This window comes from Aeromonas sp. 25-248 (genome assembly GCF_053005425.1).
The window spans coordinates 60,220-80,871 of the sequence record NZ_JBRKTB010000001.1; the positions used below are offsets into that span (position 1 = coordinate 60,220).

Annotated in this window: 18 protein-coding genes and 3 tRNA genes; 10 read left to right on the forward strand and 11 right to left on the reverse strand. The window is 57.4% G+C overall.

Going from position 1 to position 20,652, the window contains the following annotated elements; all coding sequences use genetic code 11:
- Positions 1-77: 77 nt before the first annotated feature.
- Both ACVDHI_RS00250 and ACVDHI_RS00255 read left to right on the forward strand, forming a co-directional pair.
- A complete protein-coding gene (locus tag ACVDHI_RS00250) occupies positions 78-800 on the forward strand; it encodes a substrate-binding periplasmic protein (RefSeq protein ID WP_323918305.1) in 723 nt (240 codons plus the stop codon).
- A gap of 280 nt (positions 801-1,080) precedes the next feature.
- Complete coding sequence (locus ACVDHI_RS00255) at positions 1,081-1,359, forward strand: hypothetical protein (protein WP_029314742.1); 279 nt, start codon at positions 1,081-1,083, stop codon at positions 1,357-1,359.
- Between the two features lie 102 nt (positions 1,360-1,461).
- Here the strand turns inward: ACVDHI_RS00255 and ACVDHI_RS00260 are convergent, their stop codons facing one another.
- Positions 1,462-1,749 carry a hypothetical protein gene (locus tag ACVDHI_RS00260; RefSeq protein WP_447211548.1) on the reverse strand — a complete coding sequence of 96 codons (288 nt, stop codon included), beginning with the start codon at positions 1,747-1,749 and terminating at the stop codon, positions 1,462-1,464.
- Positions 1,750-1,835: 86 nt separating this feature from the next.
- Positions 1,836-2,894: a GGDEF domain-containing protein gene (locus ACVDHI_RS00265; protein ID WP_447211549.1), complete on the reverse strand. Its 1,059-nt coding sequence runs from the start codon at positions 2,892-2,894 to the stop codon at positions 1,836-1,838.
- A 1,779-nt stretch (positions 2,895-4,673) separates the two neighbouring features.
- Between ACVDHI_RS00265 and ACVDHI_RS00270 the strand changes: the two genes are divergently transcribed.
- A complete protein-coding gene (locus ACVDHI_RS00270; protein WP_182951667.1) occupies positions 4,674-7,559 on the forward strand; it encodes an SIR2 family protein in 2,886 nt (961 codons plus the stop codon).
- A 245-nt stretch (positions 7,560-7,804) separates the two neighbouring features.
- Here ACVDHI_RS00270 and cysS read toward each other — a convergent pair whose 3' ends face one another.
- Positions 7,805-9,181: a cysteine--tRNA ligase gene (gene cysS / locus ACVDHI_RS00275; RefSeq protein ID WP_447211550.1), complete on the reverse strand. Its 1,377-nt coding sequence runs from the start codon at positions 9,179-9,181 to the stop codon at positions 7,805-7,807.
- 191 nt (positions 9,182-9,372) lie between these two features.
- Between cysS and ACVDHI_RS00280 the strand changes: the two genes are divergently transcribed.
- From ACVDHI_RS00280 to ACVDHI_RS00310, 7 genes are all read left to right on the forward strand, one after another.
- Positions 9,373-9,870, forward strand: a complete 498-nt coding sequence (locus ACVDHI_RS00280; protein WP_010675220.1) for a peptidylprolyl isomerase — start codon at positions 9,373-9,375, stop codon at positions 9,868-9,870.
- Positions 9,860-10,546 carry a DUF4269 domain-containing protein gene (locus ACVDHI_RS00285; RefSeq protein ID WP_447211551.1) on the forward strand — a complete coding sequence of 229 codons (687 nt, stop codon included), beginning with the start codon at positions 9,860-9,862 and terminating at the stop codon, positions 10,544-10,546. The genes ACVDHI_RS00280 and ACVDHI_RS00285 overlap by 11 nt, the downstream gene beginning before the upstream one ends.
- Positions 10,547-10,559: 13 nt before the next feature.
- Positions 10,560-11,285, forward strand: a complete 726-nt coding sequence (gene lpxH, locus ACVDHI_RS00290) for a UDP-2,3-diacylglucosamine diphosphatase (protein WP_039041197.1) — start codon at positions 10,560-10,562, stop codon at positions 11,283-11,285.
- A 128-nt stretch (positions 11,286-11,413) separates the two neighbouring features.
- On the forward strand, positions 11,414-11,662 hold the full coding sequence (locus tag ACVDHI_RS00295; protein WP_010675223.1) for a GlsB/YeaQ/YmgE family stress response membrane protein: 249 nt from the start codon (positions 11,414-11,416) through the stop codon (positions 11,660-11,662).
- A 157-nt stretch (positions 11,663-11,819) separates the two neighbouring features.
- The gene (acuR, locus tag ACVDHI_RS00300; protein WP_331402771.1) at positions 11,820-12,455 is read left to right on the forward strand and encodes an acrylate utilization transcriptional regulator AcuR; all 636 of its coding nucleotides are present in this window, start codon (positions 11,820-11,822) and stop codon (positions 12,453-12,455) included.
- A 52-nt stretch (positions 12,456-12,507) separates the two neighbouring features.
- On the forward strand, positions 12,508-13,491 hold the full coding sequence (acuI, locus tag ACVDHI_RS00305) for an acrylyl-CoA reductase (NADPH) (protein ID WP_323912178.1): 984 nt from the start codon (positions 12,508-12,510) through the stop codon (positions 13,489-13,491).
- A 561-nt stretch (positions 13,492-14,052) separates the two neighbouring features.
- Entirely contained in the window at positions 14,053-15,342 is a 1,290-nt protein-coding gene (locus ACVDHI_RS00310) for a methyl-accepting chemotaxis protein (RefSeq protein WP_447211552.1), read from the forward strand.
- 190 nt (positions 15,343-15,532) lie between these two features.
- Here the strand turns inward: ACVDHI_RS00310 and ACVDHI_RS00315 are convergent.
- From ACVDHI_RS00315 to ACVDHI_RS00350, 8 genes are all read right to left on the reverse strand, one after another.
- Positions 15,533-15,619: transfer RNA gene (locus ACVDHI_RS00315), tRNA-Leu, on the reverse strand.
- Positions 15,620-15,660: 41 nt separating this feature from the next.
- Positions 15,661-15,734, reverse strand: a tRNA-Cys gene (locus tag ACVDHI_RS00320).
- A gap of 34 nt (positions 15,735-15,768) precedes the next feature.
- Positions 15,769-15,844: transfer RNA gene (locus ACVDHI_RS00325), tRNA-Gly, on the reverse strand.
- A 179-nt stretch (positions 15,845-16,023) separates the two neighbouring features.
- Positions 16,024-16,578, reverse strand: a complete 555-nt coding sequence (pgsA, locus tag ACVDHI_RS00330) for a CDP-diacylglycerol--glycerol-3-phosphate 3-phosphatidyltransferase (RefSeq protein ID WP_010675229.1) — start codon at positions 16,576-16,578, stop codon at positions 16,024-16,026.
- 213 nt (positions 16,579-16,791) lie between these two features.
- Entirely contained in the window at positions 16,792-18,645 is a 1,854-nt protein-coding gene (gene uvrC, locus ACVDHI_RS00335; RefSeq protein ID WP_039040279.1) for an excinuclease ABC subunit UvrC, read from the reverse strand.
- A gap of 110 nt (positions 18,646-18,755) precedes the next feature.
- Positions 18,756-19,400, reverse strand: coding sequence for a UvrY/SirA/GacA family response regulator transcription factor (uvrY, locus tag ACVDHI_RS00340; RefSeq protein WP_010675231.1), 645 nt, complete (start codon positions 19,398-19,400; stop codon positions 18,756-18,758).
- Positions 19,401-19,610: 210 nt separating this feature from the next.
- A complete protein-coding gene (gene kdsB, locus ACVDHI_RS00345) occupies positions 19,611-20,372 on the reverse strand; it encodes a 3-deoxy-manno-octulosonate cytidylyltransferase (protein ID WP_039040278.1) in 762 nt (253 codons plus the stop codon).
- Positions 20,369-20,566, reverse strand: a complete 198-nt coding sequence (locus tag ACVDHI_RS00350; RefSeq protein ID WP_010675233.1) for a Trm112 family protein — start codon at positions 20,564-20,566, stop codon at positions 20,369-20,371. The genes kdsB and ACVDHI_RS00350 overlap by 4 nt, the downstream gene beginning before the upstream one ends.
- Between the last annotated feature and the right edge of the window lie 86 nt (positions 20,567-20,652).

The window sequence follows — 20,652 nt, forward strand, 5'->3', positions numbered from 1 at the left end:
GCAGCAGGACGGTCAGGATGAACATAGACATTGCAGTCCCCCTTCGCAGACTGGTCGCCTGCGCCGCCCTCGCGGCCATGGTCTGGGGCACTCCCGCGACCCAGGCCAGCCCGGCGCTCGCCAGCCTGCACTACCTCACCGAAGAGTACAAACCCTACAACTTCACCGGGGAGGATGGCGCCCCGACCGGCTTTGCCATCGACCTGCTGCACCTGGTGTGGCAAAAGACCGGCACCCCTGTCCAGCCCGTCAGCATCCTACCCTGGGCCAGGGGTTACTACCTGCTGACCCAGAAACCCAATGTGGTGCTCTTCTCCACCGCCCGCACCGAGGCGCGCAATCCCCTGTTCAAGTGGGCCTGCCCCATCGGCTATGCCGAGATAGTGCTGATGGGGCTCGCCAGTCGCCCCCTGACCTTGACCAGCCTGGAAGAGGCCCAGCGCTACACCATAGGCGCCGTGCGATCCGATGTGGGGGAGCAACTGCTGCTCAACGCCGGCTTCGATGAGCAGAAGATCATGACCGCCAACCGCCTCTCCCAGGCCCTGCGCATGCTCACCTCGGGCCGGGTCGAGCTGATCTCCAGCAACAAGTCCACCCTGCTGGATCTCATCAAGACCCAGCAGCTGGATCCCGCCCAGTTCGAGGTGCGCTGGATGTTGAGCTCCGAGCAGTACTGCTTCGCCTTCAGCCACCCGGTTGACGATGCCCTGGTCAGGGAGTTCCAGATCGGCCTGACCCAGGTGCTGGCCAGCAGCGACTTCCAGCAGCTCCAGCACAAATACTTCCCCTCCCCCTGACCCCTTCCCCCGCCGGGGCCGCCAAGGCCCCGGCCCGCCTTTGAGCCAGCGCACGAAACCCGTTTAATGTTCGCCACTTGCAACGACAAAGGGTGACGCAGACCGTCCTGGGTCCGTAATATAGGGTGCAGGAGCCTGTTGGCCCCTTTTTCACGGCAAGGGGCAGGGCGCACGCTGGCAGCGACAGTCAGGGGCGGCAGCGTGCCCGCCGACCGCCTTCATCAGGCAGCGCCGCGCTCACGCCCTTCCCCGCCATCTCTCCGATCTCTTGGGAATACACATGCACAACACAGCGAAATGGTTGATGAGTCTCTCGGTCTGCGCCCTTCTGATGGCCTGCGGCGGTGACAAGACCACCGGCAAGGCCTGTCTCGGGTCAAACAACGACACCCTGGTGGAGGGGATGCAGGACAAGTGCAAGGCGGGGGACATTGTCGCCACCAAGCACCCGGCCTATTTCTGCGATTTCAACTACGCGGTCACCTTCAACAGCTACAACTCCGCGATTTGCGTCTACTCCGGCGGCCTGAAACCGGAGAGAACCACAGAAAAGTCATGACTGGCGACCCATTTTCCCCGTCTGACACGAAGAGGGCGGCAGGATATGTGGTCAATGCCCGGGCGGCGGTGCCGCTCAGGCCATCCGGGGGCGGCTTCGCCCCTATTTCACCCGCATCAGACGGTGATGCTGCCCGGCGCACTCGAGCTGGAGCACCTGGGATCGGGCCATGGCCTCCACCCTGGCCAGCATCTCGGCGCTGTAGCCCTTGCGGCGCATCCATTGCAAGGGCTCCTCGAAGCCCCCTTCGTTGACCACGAAGGTATCTGTGTAGGACTCCTTGACGATGCTGACCACCCAGATGCGCTGCTGAAACTCGCCGAGTCCGGCCACCAGGGTGGCCGCCCGCCCGGCCAGGGCGCGCACACGGCGGGCAAGAAGATGAACCATGGTATGGGCTCCGAACTGATAAAAGGGAAAACAGACTGGCACCCGGGTGGACGCGCCACCCTGTGCCCTCTCAACCCGCCCCGCTGCTATCGCGGGGCAGACACCCGACTGGAAGGGGGCGGGTTACCGCCCTCCCCTGCGGCCCGGCGCTGACGCTTGACCGCATACATGCTCGCATCGGCCCGGTTCAGCGCCTCCTCGACGCTGACTTCGGCCGGCATCACGGCCACCGCCCCCACGCTGGCACCGGGATAATGGATCACCTTGTCCCCCACCGGCAGTGACAGCACGCTGTGCTCGAACAGGCGCTGGCGAAACGCCGCCACCGCCCCGTCCAGCGTGTCGGCGTCCGGGAAAGGCCCCATGCCCACGGCCACGAACTCGTCCCCCCCAAAGCGGGCCAGCAGATCGCCGCCGCGCAGGGTCTCGCTCAGTTGCCGCGCCATGGCGGTGAGCAGCCTGTCCCCCGCCTCGTGGCCATGCTCGTCGTTGATGGCCTTGAAGCCATCGAGATCCACAAAGGCGATGAGCACCGGATGCCCCGCCCGCTCCGACAACGAGAAGAGGCGGGTGAGCTCCAGCATCAGGGCGCGGCGATTGGGGAGCCCGGTGAGGGGATCGGAGAGGGCCAGGCGCGAGAGCTCGTCGTTGGCCTGCTGCAATTGCCGCAGCAGTTGCTCCCGCTCCACCTGTTCGGCAATCAGGTGCGCGAAGAAGGCGATGAGCTGCTGCGCCCCCGCCACCGCGGGCTTTTGTTCGGTACTGGCGCCGCACAGGGTGCCATAGAGGGAGCCGGTAGAGGTGCGCACCGGGCTGCTCAGATAGGAGCGAATGCCGAGCTCGCTGGCCGCCTGGGAGTCCCCCCACAGAGCGGCGACGTCATCGGTGTAGCCAATCTCATCGTCGATGGCACGGCGACACAGGGTATCGCTCCACTCCACCGTCATCCCCTCGGGGATCTGCAGCCCGGCCGCATTGCGGGCAAACAGAACATGCTGGCTGCTTTGCCCGAGGTCAATCTCGGTGAGATAGGTCGACTCCAGCCCGGTCACCGACTCCAGCATCTCCAGCAAAGGGCGGGTCAGGCTCTCCAGATCCCGCGCCTTGATCACCTGCTCCGAGAGCGCCAGCAATAACTTGTCCATGCCTACCTCCACAACTGCGTGCATGTAATGGGCGACCACCTTAGCCAACTCGGGGCGGGCCCGACAAGCGGGAGACCGCGATTGACCGGGGGAAAGATCGATTTGTTCACATTTTGGCATAACCGGCCCCCAAGCGGCGTCGCCATGCGGAACACAGGGACACAACCCTGTCCTCGCCCCTGGGTGCCGGCTCGATTCCCGCCGCGTATTCGCCCACGGTCACCATCCCCTCTCCCCTTGGGGGAGAAGGTCAGGGTGTGGGGTCACTCGCCGTCATTGGGCATGGCTACGTCGGTAGGGTCGGTAGGGTCGATTAGCGCAGCGTAATCGTCCGCGGTAACCATTCCCTCTCCCCTTGGGGGAGAGGGTTAGGGTGAGGGGTTCGGTAACCTCATTGCCTGGTGCAATGTCGTCCCACCTGTGAATGGCATGGCTTCGCCGTGCAGGACACGAGGACTCCGTCCTCGACGGGGTTTCGCCCGCCAGCCTCGGCGACTTCGGTTTGATCCCCTCCCCCCTTGCGGGAGAGGGTTAGGGTGAGGGGTCGGTAACGTCATTGCCTGGCGAATGCCGCCCCACGCCTCAATGGCACGGCTTCGCCATGCAGGACGCGAGGACTCCGTCCTCGACGGGGTTTCGCCCGCCAGCCTCAGCGACTTCGGTTTGATCCCCTCTCCCCTTGGGGGAGAGGGTTAGGGTGAGGGTCGGTAACGTCATTGCCTGGCGAATGCCGCCCCACGCCTCAATGGCACGGCTTCGCCGTGCAGGACACGAGGGCGCGGCCCTCGACAGGGTTTCGCCCGCCCACCTCGGAGACTTCGGTTTGATCCCCTCCCCCCTTGCGGGAGAGGGCTAGGGTGAGGGGTGGGTAACGGCATTGCCGGGTGCAATGTCGTCCCACGCCTCCATGGCATGGCTTCGCCGTGCAGGACACGAGGGCGCTGCCCTCGATGGGGTTTCGCCCGCCAGCCTCGGAGACTTCGGTTTGATCCCCTCCCCCCTTGCGGGAGAGGGTTAGGGTGAGGGGGTCGGTAACGTCATTGCCTGGTGCAATGTCGTCCCACGTGTGAATGGCATGGCTTCGCCATGCAGGACGCGAGGACTCCGTCCTCGACGGGGTTTCGCCCACCAGCCTCAGCGACTTCGGTTGATCCCCTCCCCCCTTGCGGGAGAGGGCTAGGGTGAGGGTCGGTAACCTCATTACCTGGTGCAATGTCGTCCCACGTGTGAATGGCACGGCTTCGCCGCGCAGGACGCGAGGACTCCGTCCTCGATAGGGTTTCGGCTTTGTCCCCTCTCCCCTTGGGGGAGAGGGCTAGGGTGAGGGGTCGGTAACATCATTGCCTGGCGAATCCCGCCCCACGCCTCAATGGCATGGCTTCGCCATGCAGGACACGAGGGCGCGGCCCTCGACGGGGTTTCGCCGCCGCTGCGCGGCTGGGCGAGAGACTTTGGAAAGACCCGCTCTCTTTGGCAAATAACACCAAAGTTCTTCTCTCCCACTTGTTCGCCCTACTACGTCGGGTTCCCTCGGTTCACCCGTTTGTCCCACGGCACGCGCCGATGGGCTTTGACCTTCCCCTCGGCAGAGGTAAATAGTCTAACCCCGGGGAGTAAGAAGCACATCCTATTTCACTGAGCATAATGCCGTATAACGCATAACTTTTAAGGTAAATAAACACGCGCTCTAATTAACACGTTCTAGAATATGTGAGCAATGGATAACAAGCCAAGCCACTTTCGCCTCATACATCATAAATAAATATGGAATTAATAAACATGGATGCCAATATCCCATACGCACTGCAACTTGCAATTAAAAACAATAAAATACTACTATTCATTGGTGCAGGTGTATCCAAAATTTCTGGACTTCCACTTTGGAAAGAAATCATTATGGATGCACTAAGAAATCCGTCGATAGAGAAAGGGGAAAAATATCGCTTAGCTCTTGAGGAGAAACTATTCTCTGAACTGGAAGTATTAGATAAAGTCAAAAAGAAAAACATCAAAGACATTTATGAGGAGTTTGAAAAAGCAACAAAAAAGGTTATTGACAATCCACTTTATCAAAAACTTTCTATGATAAGCAGGAAAATAGTAACGACAAACTATGACTCCTTGATTGAGCACAACACCAACATTGAAGTCATTGACCCATCGAGTGATTTTAAATTATCAAAGCTAGATCACTTAGAAGAATTCATATTGAAAATACATGGCAGTTGTAATGCTATAGACCACGCAATAATATTCTCATCCGATTACAATGCGTTATATAAAGAAAGTAACGGACTAGCAAAATTCCAACTTCAAAAAATAATCTCATCACATTCATGTCTATTTATAGGTTTTAGTTTAAGTGACCCATACGTGACAGATTTATTTGACGATTTAGACAGCATGTATAATGGCATGGGATGTGAGCACTTTGTTATATCCACCGAACATATAAATCATAAATTTGTTGATACAATAAAAATTGATAACTTTGATGAGATACCTAGCCTAATAGAAAAATTAGTGGAAATAAAATCTCTAGAGTCATCAGATAGCATCTTAGATAGCGATGTTTCAAACTCTACTCAGGAAATAATAAGTTCAGATCGAGAAATAACATTGCATGGACAAGATACTCCGCCTAAAGTCGAATTTTGGGCAGGGAGATATGATGAGCTAAAAGCTCTCAACCTTCCATACAAAGTCGTTTTTATTACTGGTATCGGAGGTCAAGGGAAATCTGCTTTAGCTTCAAAGTTTTTATCTGAATCAGATAGAAGTTTGTATACTTACTGTGATTGGCGTGACTTCAAAGAGGAGGAGTTAAATCTCCAAACAAAATTATATTCACTTATAGAACTTGTCTCTAAAGGGAAGATTGAACACAACGATATAATTGGGTTAGATACCGAGTCTCTAGTAAACCATTTCTTCCAGCAACTTAATGAACAGCGTGGAATCTTTGTTTTTGATAACATAGATAAATATATAGACTTAGAAAAATTCACGCCAAGTGGAGACATGAAACTATTCTTTGAAAAAGCAATAAAAAATCAACACAATTCAAAGTTTATTTTCACTTGTCGTCCATTTATTCATTATGCAGGTGTAGGTTCACATCAAGTCAGATTAGAAGGCCTTAAAATTGATGACGTAAAAGATTTAATAAAAAAGTACCATAATCAAGTAACAAATGTAGAAATTGAAAACACAGCAATCCGCCTACATAATTGTACACAAGGTCATCCTCTATGGATGGGCTTAATACTCGCACAGTCCAGACTTAATTTCAGCAGCATTAATGATCTTCTAAGAAAAATAGAAGGGAAGGGAATATCTGAATCTGACGCTAACTTTTCAAGTATTCTGTCAGCAACAGTCCTCGAAAACTTGTGGGATTGTTTAAAGGAAAAAGAGCGCATAATATTAAGAACGCTATCAATATGTAACGTTTCAGAATCCGAAGAAGACCTGTCAAAGATAGTAGAAAGAAAAATAAATTACAATCAATATAAGAAAGCTATTCGGGCATTAAAATCTCTGAATTTAATTATATCAAAAGAGAGTGAGGGGTATATTGAACTGCACCCTCTAGTACGAGAGTTTATCAAGGGGAAATATGACAAAAAAGAACAAGAAAGCTATATGTCCTTATACGTTAATTATTTGAATGGCTTTATTTTGCTAATTAAGAAAAAATTTGGAAGAGTTCTTCCCTCTGAAGACATAGAACTTATATCAAAGAAAATTGAAGTTCTTATAAATGCAGATAGAATCAATGATTCCATAACAGAACTCCGATTGGTTTGTGAAAGCTTCTTTATCTCTGGGTATTGTGAGGAATATCTCAGACTATCTGACCTTGCCCTCGATAAAATCACATGGTCTCATCATAAAATAAATCAAATCCAAGGGTTTATGGATTTTATTGATTCATTCTTTACTCGTTCGATTGAATTCGGGAAAGATGAACTTTTTAACAAGCATATGGATAGGTTTACACAAACATTTATAACTCCTGACAAAACAATGATACTAGCAAAATCAGCACTTTGTCATAAAAATTGGATTAACGCCAACTACACAGAAGCCATTAGATATGGAAAAAGTGCATCTGATTTAATTGATGTTTTAGGCGAAAATGATGTGTGGTTTGGAAAGCATAGGTATCACTTAGCTTTACGCGACTCCAAACTAAGAGCAAATCTTGACATTGCGATTAAATTTTTTTGCGGCGATAAAAGCTTAGAGCAAATGTGTTCACGTGAGATTGATAACAACATATTACCTTCATCTTACGGTAATGTAGGAAGATGCTTGTTTTATTTAAACAAGATAGAGGAATCTGTTCATCTGTACTGCAAATCATTTAAAATGTTTTCCTCTGAAAGTCAAAGTTATTTTGGTAAACATAATTTAGGTTATGCATCAAAATGGCTTTCAGAGGTCTTACAATTCCAAAACAATGCTATAGGCTCTTTATACTTCTTATTAAATGCGAGGAATTCCTGGAAAGATGACCTCCCTGGAGAGGCAAATAAAATAGACCAAAAGATATCTGATATGTCTCTCAGTACTGCATCCCAGTCTGTTATTAGCCTGGAGACATGGCAAGTTGACAAGTATTGTTCAGATTGGGTTGACTTATATTTATCGCAACAGTGAACAAAAGATGATCACTATATATTAAAGTCTAAACATATATTTTTATGCTGAATTTATCTATATATAATCGATGAAGTATCCTTCCATTACGTCATAAGTATGACTATGTGTATGAGAATTATATTACTATTAACAACATTACAAAATAACAATAAAGATGTTTACACTACTAAATAAAAAAACCGCAGCCTCGGCTGCGGTTTTTTTATTGGCTCAACCGGTTGGCGCGAGCAGCGCCACCGGCCTTAGGCTCGGCGCCAACTGGTTTTGCCGGCGCTGTCTTCCAGCACGATACCCATCTCGGTGAGGCGGTTACGGGCGGCATCCGCCGCAGCCCAGTTCTTGTCGGCGCGGGCCTGATTGCGCTCGGCGATCAGGCGCTCGATTTCGGCGACCTCTTCATCCGCTTCGTCACCCTTGAGGAAAGCCTCGGGGTCTTGTTGCAGGATGCCGAGCACGGCGCCCAGCTCGCGCAGGCGGGCGCCCAGCGCGGCAGCAACGGCCATGTCTTCACCCTTCTGGCGGTTGATCTCGCGCACCAGATCGAACAGGGCGGAGTAGGCTTCCGGGGTGTTGAAGTCGTCGTCCATGGCATCTTTGAAGCGAGCCACCTGCTCGTCACCACCGGCAGCAGCGGCCACCGGCAGATCGCGCAGGGCGGTGTACATGCGCTCCAGGGCGGCGCGGGCTTGCTTCAGGTTGTCTTCCGAGTAGTTGAGCTGGCTGCGGTAGTGGCCAGACATCAGGAAGTAGCGCACGGTTTCGGCGTCGTAGTGGGCCAGCACATCGCGGATGGTGAAGAAGTTGCCAAGGGATTTGGACATCTTCTCTTTATCCACCATCACCATGCCGCTGTGCATCCAGGTGTTGACGTAGTCGCCGCCGTGGGCGCAGCAGGACTGGGCAATCTCGTTCTCGTGGTGCGGGAACTGCAGATCGGAGCCGCCACCGTGGATGTCGAAATGGTTGCCAAGGTGCTTGGAGTTCATGGCGGAGCACTCGATGTGCCAGCCAGGGCGACCCGGGCCCCAGGGGCTGTCCCAGGTCGGCTCGCCAGGCTTGGACATCTTCCACAGCACGAAGTCGAGCGGATTGCGCTTGGCATCCACCACGTCGACCCGGGCGCCGGCCTGTAGCTGCTCCAGATCCTGGCCCGAGAGCTTGCCGTAGTCGGCGTAGGACTCGACGATGAACATCACATCGCCGTTGTCCGCCACGTAGGCGTGCCCTTTTTCCAGCAGGGTTTCAACCAGGGCGATGATCTCGCCGATGTGCTGGGTGGCGCGGGGTTCGATGTCCGGGCGCACCATGCCGAGGGCGTCGAAATCCTGGTGCATGTCGCCGATGAGGCGCTCGGTGAGATCGTCACAGGTCACGTGCGTTTCGGCGGCGCGCTTGATGATCTTGTCGTCCACGTCGGTGACGTTGCGCACATAGGTGAGGTCGTACCCTGCATAACGCAGGTAGCGAGCGACGACGTCGAAGGCGACGAAGGTACGGCCATGGCCGATATGACAGTGATCATAGATAGTGACGCCACACACATACATGCCCACCTTGCCCGGGTGGATAGGTTTGAATTCTTCTTTTTGACGAGTGAGTGTGTTGTATATCTTCAGCATCTTATGACCACTGCCTGTGAGTAAAATGGCCTGCCATTCTAACCGCATCCGGTATAGAAAACGAGGCAGAAAAAGCCCCCTCTCCCCCCTGCCATCTATGCCGCAGGGCCTTGATGGGCTAGAATTGCCACCACTTTATGCCATACACCTGCGGGCACCTTGCTGCCCGCGTCAAAATGAAAGGACAACTCATGGTTACTCTGCACACCAACCACGGCGACATCACCCTGACCCTGAACGCGGAAAAAGCCCCGGAGACCGTGGCCAACTTCCTGCAATACTGCCGTGACGGTCACTACGACAACACCATCTTCCACCGCGTCATCGACGGCTTCATGATCCAGGGCGGCGGCTATGCCCCGGGCTTCGAAGAGAAAGAGACCCGCGCTCCCATCAAGAACGAGGCGGCCAACGGTCTGTCCAACAAGGTCGGCACCATCGCCATGGCCCGCACCATGGAGCCGCACTCCGCCAGCGCCCAGTTCTTCATCAACGTGAACAACAACGACTTCCTGGACTTCAAGTCCGCCACCACCCAGGGCTTCGGCTACTGCGTGTTCGGTGAAGTGACCGCCGGCATGGACGTGGTCAACAAGATCAAGGGCGTGAAGACCGGCAACTACGGCCGCATGCACCAGGACGTTCCGACCGAAGACGTCGTCATCACCAAGGTGACCCTTGCCGAGTAATCCCTGCCGGCCAGGCTCTGATACCACTGCGGCCCCGGCCGCAGTTTTTCCATCTGCCGCCCCCAACTGGCGCCGCCTCGACTATCTGGCCCAGGGCAACGAACGTCAGCGCTCGGCCCACGCCCTGCTGAGCGGCGGCCTGTGGGATGAGCTTGGCCCCCTGTGCAACGATCTGGCCCTGGTGAGCACGATCGCCATCGGGCTGGATAGGCCCGGCAGCGATCTCGACATCCTCTGCCAGCATCCGGATCCGGCCTTCCTTGCCGCGACACTGGCAGCACAAGGCTGGCAGGTGCGAAGCAAGGGCGAACAGGTCTGGATCGCCGAGCAGCGACGCCACGGGCCAGATGGCCAGTGCTGGCCAGTCGAGCTCTACCTCACCCCTGATCCCCTCGAGATGTGTCATGGCTGGCGCCACCTCAGCCTGATGGCCGCCCTGCTTGAGCGCTTTGGCGCCCCCTTCCACCGGGAAGTGCTGCGCCTGCGTTTTGATGAAGGGCTCAAGGGGGAAGCGGCCATGTGCCGCCTGCTGGGCCTGTCCGGCGACCCTTACGAGGCGTTGCTGACCCTGGAGGGCGTCAACCTTGCGGGGCTCTGCTGCCCTTCCCTCCCCCACCCGCTCGACGAGCAAGGTCACAGGCCTTGTCCGCACCCAGGCGGGACTCTCTTACCATGATGCCCAGGAACTCATGAGCACCCTCTTTATCAGTGACATTCACCTCAGCCAAGGCAGGCCCGACATGACGGCGGCCCTGGTGCGCTTTCTGGCCGAAGACGCGCCCGGGGCCGACGCCCTCTATGTGCTGGGGGATCTGTTCGAATTCTGGATTGGGGACGACGACCCCAACCCGCTCCACCGCAAGGTGGCCGATGCTTTTCTCGCCCTGAGCCAGCAAGGAGTGCCCCTCTACTTCATTCACGGCAACCGCGACTTCCTCTTGGGGCGTCAGTTTGCCAAACGGGCCGGCATGACCCTGCTCGGCGACCCCTGCGTCATCGAGCTGTACGGCGAGCGGGTGCTGCTGAGCCACGGGGATCTGCTCTGCACCCGGGACGAGGGCTACCAGAAGTTTCGCCGCATCACACAACTCAAATGGCTACGCTGGCTCTTCCTGCGCCTGCCGCTCTCGCGCCGCCAGGCCATCGCCCACAAGATGCGCGGCCAGAGCCAGATGGAGAATGCCCACAAGAGCCAGATCATCATGGACGTGACTCCGGAGGCGGTGGACGACATGCTGCGCCAGCACGGCTGCCGCCTGATGATCCACGGCCACACCCACAGGCCCGCCATCCACGACTTCACCCTGGATGGGCGTGCGGCGCGGCGCATCGTGCTGGGAGACTGGTTCGAGCAGGGGTCGGTGCTGGTGTGCTCCCCCGCCGGGCAGCGCCTCGACACCCGCGCGCTCGGCTGAACTCCTCTGCCTGCCATGGTCATGAGCGAGTCTCATATGACCGTTTCTGACTCACGCCGTGCTGCGGCGGGATACAAGCAGGATCCCTGCATATACTCTGGTTCTCTGCACACAACGAGGAGATGACCATGGGATTTCTTACTTGGGTGGTACTGGGGCTGATCGTCGGCATCCTGGCCAAATGGATCATGCCGGGCAAGGATGGCGGCGGTTTCTTCATGACGGTGATCCTGGGGGTGGTCGGCGCCATGGTGGGGGGCTATGTCAGCACCCTGCTTGGGATGGGAACGGTCACCGGCTTCAACCTGCCGAGCATCATCATCGCCACCGTTGGCGCCCTGATCGTGCTGTTTGTCTACAACAAGCTGCGCAGTTGAGGCGCAGCCACCCATCGATGCGAGGGCGCCACTGGCGCCCTCGCTGTTTTCTGCCCCGCTGGCTCCAGCTTGTCTCGACTACCCGATCTCATCCACTCGTTTCGTCCGTTCGATGCCGCGCTTGCATCATTTCTAGTTGAGGCGTCTAATAAGCCCCATGCAAGCCAATGACCCCCTGCCCCGCCGCCCTCGCGGCCGCCCTGCCCAGCACGGGCACACCTATGCCGACACCCGGGATCTGTTGATCCGCCGGGGCATGGAGCTGCTGACCGAACAGGGCATCGCCGCCACCTCCATCGAGCGGGTGTTGCAGTCGACCGGGATCCCCAAGGGCTCCTTCTATCACTACTTCGCCACCAAGCACGACTTCACTCTGGCGGTCATGGATGCCTATCACCACTACTTCTGCCGCAAGCTGACGCGCTATCTGGAGGATGAGAGCCTGCCCCCCCTGGCCCGTCTTGTTGCCTTCGTCGACAGCGCCTGCCGGGGCATGACCCGGTTTGCGTTCCAGCGGGGCTGCCTCGTGGGCAACCTGGGTCAGGAGGTGGTGCAGCTGTCCCCCGAGCTGCGCCTGCGCCTCGAGCAGATCCTCCTCGACTGGGAGGCGCTGCTTGCCCGCTGCCTGAGGGACGCGGTGACGGCGGGGGAGCTGCCCCCTGATTGTGACTGCCCTGCCCTCGCCCATCAGTTCTGGATCGGCTGGGAAGGGGCCGTACTGCGCGCACGCCTGGTGGGCGATACCGAGCCCATGCTCTCTTTTCTCAATTTTTTCATGACGTTAGCAAAGTGATTTTTTTACGAAGATTAATAGTCAGTCAGTCCAATTAATGGGAGTAGACAAGATGTTCAACGGTATTCTGATCGAGAAAGACGAGGCGGGTTATCGCGCCAGCTACCAGAGCCTCTCCGAGGAGATATTGCCTGCTGGGGATGTGACCGTGGCGGTAGAGTGGTCTTCCCTCAACTACAAGGATGGCCTGGCCCTCACCGGCGCCTCCCCCGTGGTACGCCGCTTCCCTCTGATCCCCGGTATCGACTTTGCCGGTACCGTGCTGGAGAGCCAGCATCCCGACTGGCACCCCGGCGACAAGGTGGTGCTCAACGGATGGGGCGTGGGCGAGACCCACAGCGGCGGGCTGGCAGAGCGGGCACGGGTCCGGGGCGACTGGCTGGTCGCCCTGCCTGAGCGCTTCCAGCCCCGGGACGCCATGGCCATCGGCACCGCAGGGTACACCGCCATGCTCTGCGTGATGGCGTTGGAGAAGCACGGCATCACCCCCGGTGACGGTGACATTCTGGTGACGGGCGCCAACGGCGGCGTGGGCAGCGTGGCGATCACCCTCCTGGCCAAGCTGGGTTATCGAGTGGTGGCCGCCACCGGGCGGCTGAACGAGGCCGACTATCTGACGTCCCTCGGCGCCGCCGAGGTGATCGATCGCGCCGAACTGGCCACGCCGGGACGCCCGCTGGGCAAGGAACGCTGGGCCGGCGTCATCGACACCGTCGGCAGCCACACCCTGGCCAATGCCTGCGCCACTACCCGCTACGGCGGCGCCGTGGCTGCCTGCGGTCTCGCGGGAGGGATGGACTTCCCCTCCACCGTCATGCCCTTCATCCTGCGCGGCGTCACCCTCTATGGCATCGACAGCGTGATGGCACCGCGCCCGCTGCGCCAGCAGGCCTGGGCCCGACTGGCCGAGGATCTCGACCTGACCCGCCTCCATCTCCTCACCCGGGAAGTGCCCCTCTCCCAGGTCGTGACCCTGGGGGATGCCTTCCTGGCAGGCCAGGTGCGCGGCCGGATCCTGGTTAATGTCCAGGGGTGATGACTGACGCGATATGAGCCGGCTCGCCTGACCACGTCAGGCGAGCCTCTCCAGGGCATTTCGCAGCTACACGGAATGTCACCCCTCCTTCCCATCGTCCATGACAATGGACAACAGATGCGTTCAAACACTCAAGTGCAGGTTTCCCGGACAGAGGGACCGAGACATCTCTATAGGCAGTACCTTCCCGCTGCACGCCCTCCCCCATCGATGCAGACAACCGTCACACCTCACCGACAAGCCCCTGCCCTGGATACCCGTATTCGCCGAAATGAGGCCCTGTTCGCCCACGACTGCGAACCATTGTCTTGCCCATTGACAGACCCCCGTTAAACAATCGATGCATCGAACAAATAATTCAGAATAGGAATACGTTTTATTTATCACCGCATATAAAAAGGGCGCATCATCTTGTATTAAACCTGTTTTTTGTATGGAAAAGCCCGAATCAAATGACAGGGGTGCATTACACTCAAAACGACGCTTCATACCCAGAAAGTGTGAAGGGTTCGTCAACGAAGAGATGTCGGATGATTCTATTTTCTTGGCTGGGGTGTGCTTATGTTCGACTCGAAACTTAAAAAAGAGCTGGCAGCAGAACGAGAGAGGGCCTTGAAAAGCGAGGCACTGGATCATGCCATGCACGATCATCTTCCCATGATTGAATTCACTATCGATGGTTATATTCTCGATGCCAGCCCGCTTTTTCTTCATTCCGTCGGCTACTCCCTCAATGAGATCGTGCAGCAGCATCACGCCATGTTCTGCATGAAAGAAGATACCGACTCTCCCTCCTATCGGGAATTCTGGCGAGATCTGGCAAATGGGCACAGCCAGCATGGCACCTTCCACCGGGTTGGCAAACAAGGCAAGGAAATATGGCTGGAGGCCACCTATTTCCCCGTCAGCCAGGGCGGAAAAATAATCAAGATCATCAAAATAGCGTCAGATGTGACGGTGCAACATGATCTGCTCATGACTCAAAAAGCAATATTTGAGGCGCTGGATCGCTCCCTCGCTGTCATCGAGTTTGAACCGACTGGTGTTGTTATTTCCGCCAACCGTAATTTCCTGGATACCATGGGCTATCGACTTGATGAAATTAAAGGCCATCAACATCGCATGTTTTGTGATGAGCTGTTTTATCGGGAACATCCCGATTTCTGGCAGGAGCTGGCTCAGGGGACGTTCAAATCGGGACGCTTTCAGCGATTTGATAAAAAAGGCCATGAAGTCTGGCTGGAGGCAACCTACAACGCTGTGCGGGGCAGCCATGGCAAGGTGATCAAGGTCATCAAGTTTGCCTCCAATATCACCCCGCAGATCAGCAAAGATCAGGCCGTACAACATGTGGCCAAGGTGGCAAATGAAACATCTGTCACAACCAAATCCTCCGCCATCAAAGGAGAGGAGATGTTGACCACCGTCGTCTCCACTTCGGACAATATTGTCAGACAGATGGAACATGCCAGCACCTTGATGAGCAAGCTCCACGCTCAATCCCAGAATATCACCGCCATCGTATCCACCATCAGCAGCATTGCAGACCAGACCAACCTGCTCGCGCTCAATGCCGCCATCGAAGCGGCGAGAGCCGGCGAACAAGGCAGAGGCTTTGCCGTCGTGGCCGATGAAGTTCGTCAACTGGCGGCAAGAACCTCCCTATCGACCAACGAAATAGCCAATGTCGTCAGCCAGAATCAGCAGCTCACCAGGCAGGTCAGCGAGCAGCTCCAGTCCGCGGCAGACGGCGCCATCCACGGGCAAAAGCAGATCGATGACGTTGCAAAAGTGATGGAGGAGATAAGACACGGAGCAGAAGAGGTATCGACCATCATCTCGGAACTCTAGAGAATTCTGGGAAGCACTCAGGAGCCTGCCATCGAGCAGGCTCTTTGATGTTCACACCAGGGGTCGTAGCTTGGCACGTGCAGATTCAAGAGATGAACCGACTCTTCAGGTCGCTGCCATTCTGGCAGTCAATTGACTAGAAACAAAAAGGCCACTATTGCTAGTGGCCTTAGTAACTTTTTGATTTTAATGGTGCCCGAGGCCGGAATCGAACCGGCACGACGCGAACGTCGAGGGATTTTAAATCCCTTGTGTCTACCGATTTCACCACTCGGGCACCGCAATCGGTATCAAGCTCGCGTGGCGGGCTTGTCAATATGGAGGCACGTTCCGGAGTCGAACCGGACTAAACGGATTTGCAATCCGCTGCATAACCGCTTTGCTAACGCGCCATGCAAAAGAGAGGAACTCTCTATTGTCTGAATTTGGAGCGGGAAACGAGACTCGAACTCGCGACCCCGACCTTGGCAAGGTCGTGCTCTACCAACTGAGCTATTCCCGCATCGGTCTGGCTGACTGCCTGACTGTGAGAACGCATTCTAGCGATGTTCCCCGCCCAGTCAACCAAAAACATTTAATACGCTGATCGTTCGGGTGTTTTTTACCCTTGTCCCACACTTTTGGCGCTCATGGCCGTTTCTCGGCGCCAGTGGCAGAGAAACGGCCATCTTCCCGTCGGGACTAGAACCGGGAGTGGTAGCTGAGATCGCCCCAGGCGGCCTTCATGTACTGGAACATGGACCAGAAGGTGAGCACGGTGGCCACGTAGAGCAGCACATAGGCGAGCCACACCATCCAGATGTCGTATTGCCAGATGAGGCCGGTGAGCGACACCATCTGGATCATGGTCTTCCATTTGCCAATCCAGCTGACGGCCACCGAGGAGCGCTTGCCAAGCTCGGCCATCCATTCACGCAGGGCGGAGATGATGATCTCCCGGCCAATCATGGTCATGGCGGGGATGGTGACCCAGACGGTGTTGTAGTGCTCGACGATGACCACCAGGGCCGCCGCCACCATGATCTTGTCGGCCACCGGATCGAGGAAGGCGCCAAAGGCGGTGGACTGGTTCAGCTTGCGGGCAAGATAGCCGTCAAACCAGTCGGTTGCGGCCGCCAGGATAAAGACGATGGCCGCCGCCATGTAGGACCACTGATAGGGAAGGTAGAACAGGATGACGAAGACGGGGATGAGCAAAATCCGAAAGAACGTCAGCAGGTTAGGAATATTTGTCATTATTTTCAGCCACTTCTTGTATGCCGCTACATGGTAGCCCCAAGCCGATCGCGGATGCAACCGAACTGGCGCCCGCCTTGGTCCATTAATCCATCAATAACCTCAGGATGCCGGTCATTATGGCATTTGGGAGCCCCCTGCGTCACGGCTCTTGTGCGCAGGCGGCACGCCCTGATGCCCCCTGGCGTGACCTCCTTCACACCAAAGGCAGCGCTAGAGCGAGTGCAATGCGTCGTGGATGGACTGGGCCAGCTCCTGGCTGATGCCGGGCACCTTGGCGAGCTCGTCCACCCCGGCTTTTTTCACCTCCTGCAAACCCCCCAGGTATTTGAGCAGCGCCTGCCGCCGTTTCGGCCCCACCCCGGGAATCTCTTCCAGGGTACTGGTGGTGCGGGCCTTTGCCCGCCTGGCCCGGTGGCCCGTGATGGCAAAGCGGTGGGATTCGTCGCGAATGTGCTGGATGAGGTGCAAGGCGGGCATGTCCGCCGGCAGGTGCAGCTCTTCGTGGCTGTCCCCCAGGATCAGGGTCTCCAACCCCGCCTTGCGGGTCACCCCCTTGGCGATGCCCACCAGCAGCGGATATTTGCCGCCGAGAAACTCCAGCTGGCGCGCCAGGATCTCCTCCGCGCGGCGCAACTGGCCGAGACCGCCGTCGATGAACAGCACATCCGGCACCTTGTCCGGCTCCTGCTGCTTGCCAAAGCGGCGCTCCAGCGCCTGCTCCATGGCGGCGTAGTCATCCCCGCCGGTGATACCGTCGATGTTGAAGCGGCGGTATTCCGAGGAGAGCGGCCCCTCCCGGTTGAACACCACGCAGGAGGCCACGGTGCGCTCCCCCATGGTGTGGGAGATATCGAAGCACTCCATGCGGGCGATGGGGCTCTCGAGCTCCAGCAGCTCCTCCAGCTGATCGTAACGGGCGGTGATGGTGCTCTTGTGGGCGAGGCGCGAGCGCAGCGCGGTCTGGGCGTTGATGGAGGCAAGCTTGATGAAGCGGGCCCGTTCGCTGCGCGTCCGGCTCACCACCCGCACCTTGTAGCCGGCGGTCTGGCTCAGGGTGTCGGCGATGACGCTCTCATCCTCCAGCGCCACGTCCAGCAGCACCTCGCTCGGGATCTGCCGTCCCCCCTGCCCCGACAGATAGAACTGCAGCAGGAAGGATTGCACCACCTCGTCAAGCGGGGTATCGGCCGGCACTTTCGGGAAGTAGCTGCGCGATCCCAGCACCTTGCCCTGGCGGATGAAGAGCACGTGGATGCAGGCGGTCCCCTGCTCGAAGGCCACCCCCACCACGTCGAGCTCGTCCAGCACGTTGCCGCTCACCGACTGCTGCTCGGTGACCCGGCGCAGGGCCTGGATCTGATCCCGGTAGCGGGCCGCCTCCTCGAAGCGCAGATCGCCGCTGGCGGACTCCATCTTGCCCACCAGTTCGCCGATCACCTGCTGGTTCTTGCCCGCGAGGAACAGCTTGGCCAGCGCCACCTGCTGGGCATACTCGGCCTCGCTCACCAGCCCCGCCACGCAGGGGCCGGCGCAGCGCTTGAGCTGGTAGAGCAGGCAGGGGCGGGTACGGTTGGCATAGACGGCATCCTCGCACTGACGCACCGGGAAGATCTTCTGCATCAGGTGCAGGCTCTCGCGTACCGCGCCACCGGAGGGGTAAGGGCCGAAATACTCCCCCTTCACCTTGCGGGCGCCGCGATGGACGCCGATGCGCGGGTGCCGATGGTCGGTAATGATGATCCAGGGGTAGGACTTGTCATCCCGCAGCAGCACGTTGTAGCGGGGTTGGTACTGCTTGATGAGGTTGTGCTCGAGGATCAGCGCCTCGGTCTCGGTGTGGGTGACCGTTACCTGCACATCGGCAATCTGGCGCACCAGGGTGCGGGTCTTGATGCTGTCGACGTTGGCCCGAAAGTAGGAGGCGAGCCGTTTCTTGAGATCCTTGGCCTTGCCCACGTAGATGACGGTGCCGCCGCTGTCGTACATGCGGTAGACACCGCTCTGGTGGGTGACGGCGCTCAGAAATGCCTTGCTGTCAAAATGGGGCTCGGGGGAGAGGGTCATCGGCAACTCGACTCAACGGATGAATGCAAAAAGACGGGGAGAGCATACTGCCCACAGCCAGCAAAAAGCAAAAGGCGGCCGGTGCCGCCTTTGGTGTCCACACGCCCCCGTTACAGGGTGTCGGCATCCAGCATGCCATAACGAATGGCCAGATGGGTCAGCTCCACGTCACCGTTGATCCCCAGCTTGCTGAACAGGCGGTAGCGGTAGCTGTTGACCGTCTTCGGGCTCAGGTTGAGCTGCTCGGAGATGTCGGTCACCTTCTGCCCCTTGGTGATCATCATCATGATCTGCAGCTCCCGCTCGGAGAGGGACTTGAAGGGGTTCTCGTCGGCGGAGGCGAACTGGCTCAGGGCCATCTGCTGGGCGATCTCCGGGGAGATGTAGCGCTGACCGGAGTGAACCAGGCGAATGGCGTGGATCATCTCGTCCGGCGCGGCCCCCTTGGTGAGGTACCCGGCGGCGCCCGCCTGCATCACCTTGGTGGGGAACGGATTTTCTGAATGAATGGTCAGCACTATGATGCGTACATCGGGGCGGATCCGCAGGATCTTGCGGGTCGCTTCCAGACCGCCGATGCCCGGCATGTTCATGTCCATCAGGATCACATCGGGGTGATGTTGCCGACAGAAGGCCACCGCGGTTTCCCCGCTCTGCGCCTCGCCCACCACCTTGATCCCGCGGACGTCTTCCAAAATGCGTCTTATCCCTGTACGCACCAACTCATGATCATCGACCAGGAATACATTAATCACCCAAACACCCCGTTTTTTATCTCGTTATATGCCAGTTAGGGTTAACACGGCGTCTTGCATCATAACCAAACTCGATGATTTGGCAAACCATGGGCGGGAAAAGTTTGAAATTGCTCGTAAAATCCGTTTTAAATCAAATTATTATACAAAGAATCAATTAAAAAACGGCGCCCTGGGGCGCCGTATTGCATCAAAGCCGTTCCGCCAGCCTCAACCGGCCAGCAGCGCTCGCACCTTGTCGAGATCGGCCTGGGTGTCCACCCCCACCGGCGGGGCTTGCAGCGCCTGGGCCACGTGGATCTTCTCCCCGTACCAGAGTACCCGCAGCTGCTCCAGGGCTTCGACCTGCTCGAGCACGCTCGGTGCCCAGTCCACGTAACGCTGGATGAAGCCGGCGCGATAGGCGTAGATGCCGATGTGGCGTTGGTAGTGATCGCCAATCTGCTCGCGGCTCTGGGCAAAGCGGTCCCGATCCCAGGGGATGCTGGCGCGACTGAAATAGAGGGCATACCCCTCCCGGTCGGTCACCACCTTGACGGCATTGGGATTGAACGCCTCTTCGGCATCCCTGATCGGCACCGACAGCGTCGCCATGGGCGCACTGGCCGCGGCCAGGTTGTCCGCCACCTGGCGGATGATGACGGGGGGAATGAGGGGCTCGTCCCCCTGCACGTTGACGATGATGGTGTCGGCGGCAAAGCCGTAGTGACGGCACACCTCGGCCAGACGCTCGGTGCCGGACTGGTGATCCGGTGAGGTCATGCACACCTCGAACCCGGCAGCGGCGGCAAAGGGAGCCAGAGCCTGCTGCACCCGCTCGTCATCGGTGGCGACGATCACCCGATCGGCGCCCGATTGCAGGGCCTTCTCCACCACGTGCTGCACCATGGGCTTGCCGTGAATGTCGGCCAGCGGCTTGCCCGGCAGCCGGGTGGAGGCGTAACGGGCAGGAATGACGACGACGAAACTCATGGCTTCAGCTCTTCCAGCGCCAGGTGACGGGCCCGGTTCTCCAGCAACACCGGGATCCCCTCCTCCAGTGGATAGGCCAGTCTGTCGAAGCGGCAGATGAGCTCCTGAGGGCCCTCGGCGTGCGCTTGATAGTGCAGTTTCCCCTTGCAGACCGGGCAGGCGATGATGTCGAGCAGTTTAATATCCAGTGCCACAACGAAACTCCTTTAACAATTTCCCACAGGCGATCTTGCCTGGCATGTCAATGTGCAGGGCCAGCCCCCGAGTCCGGGCGCTGGCC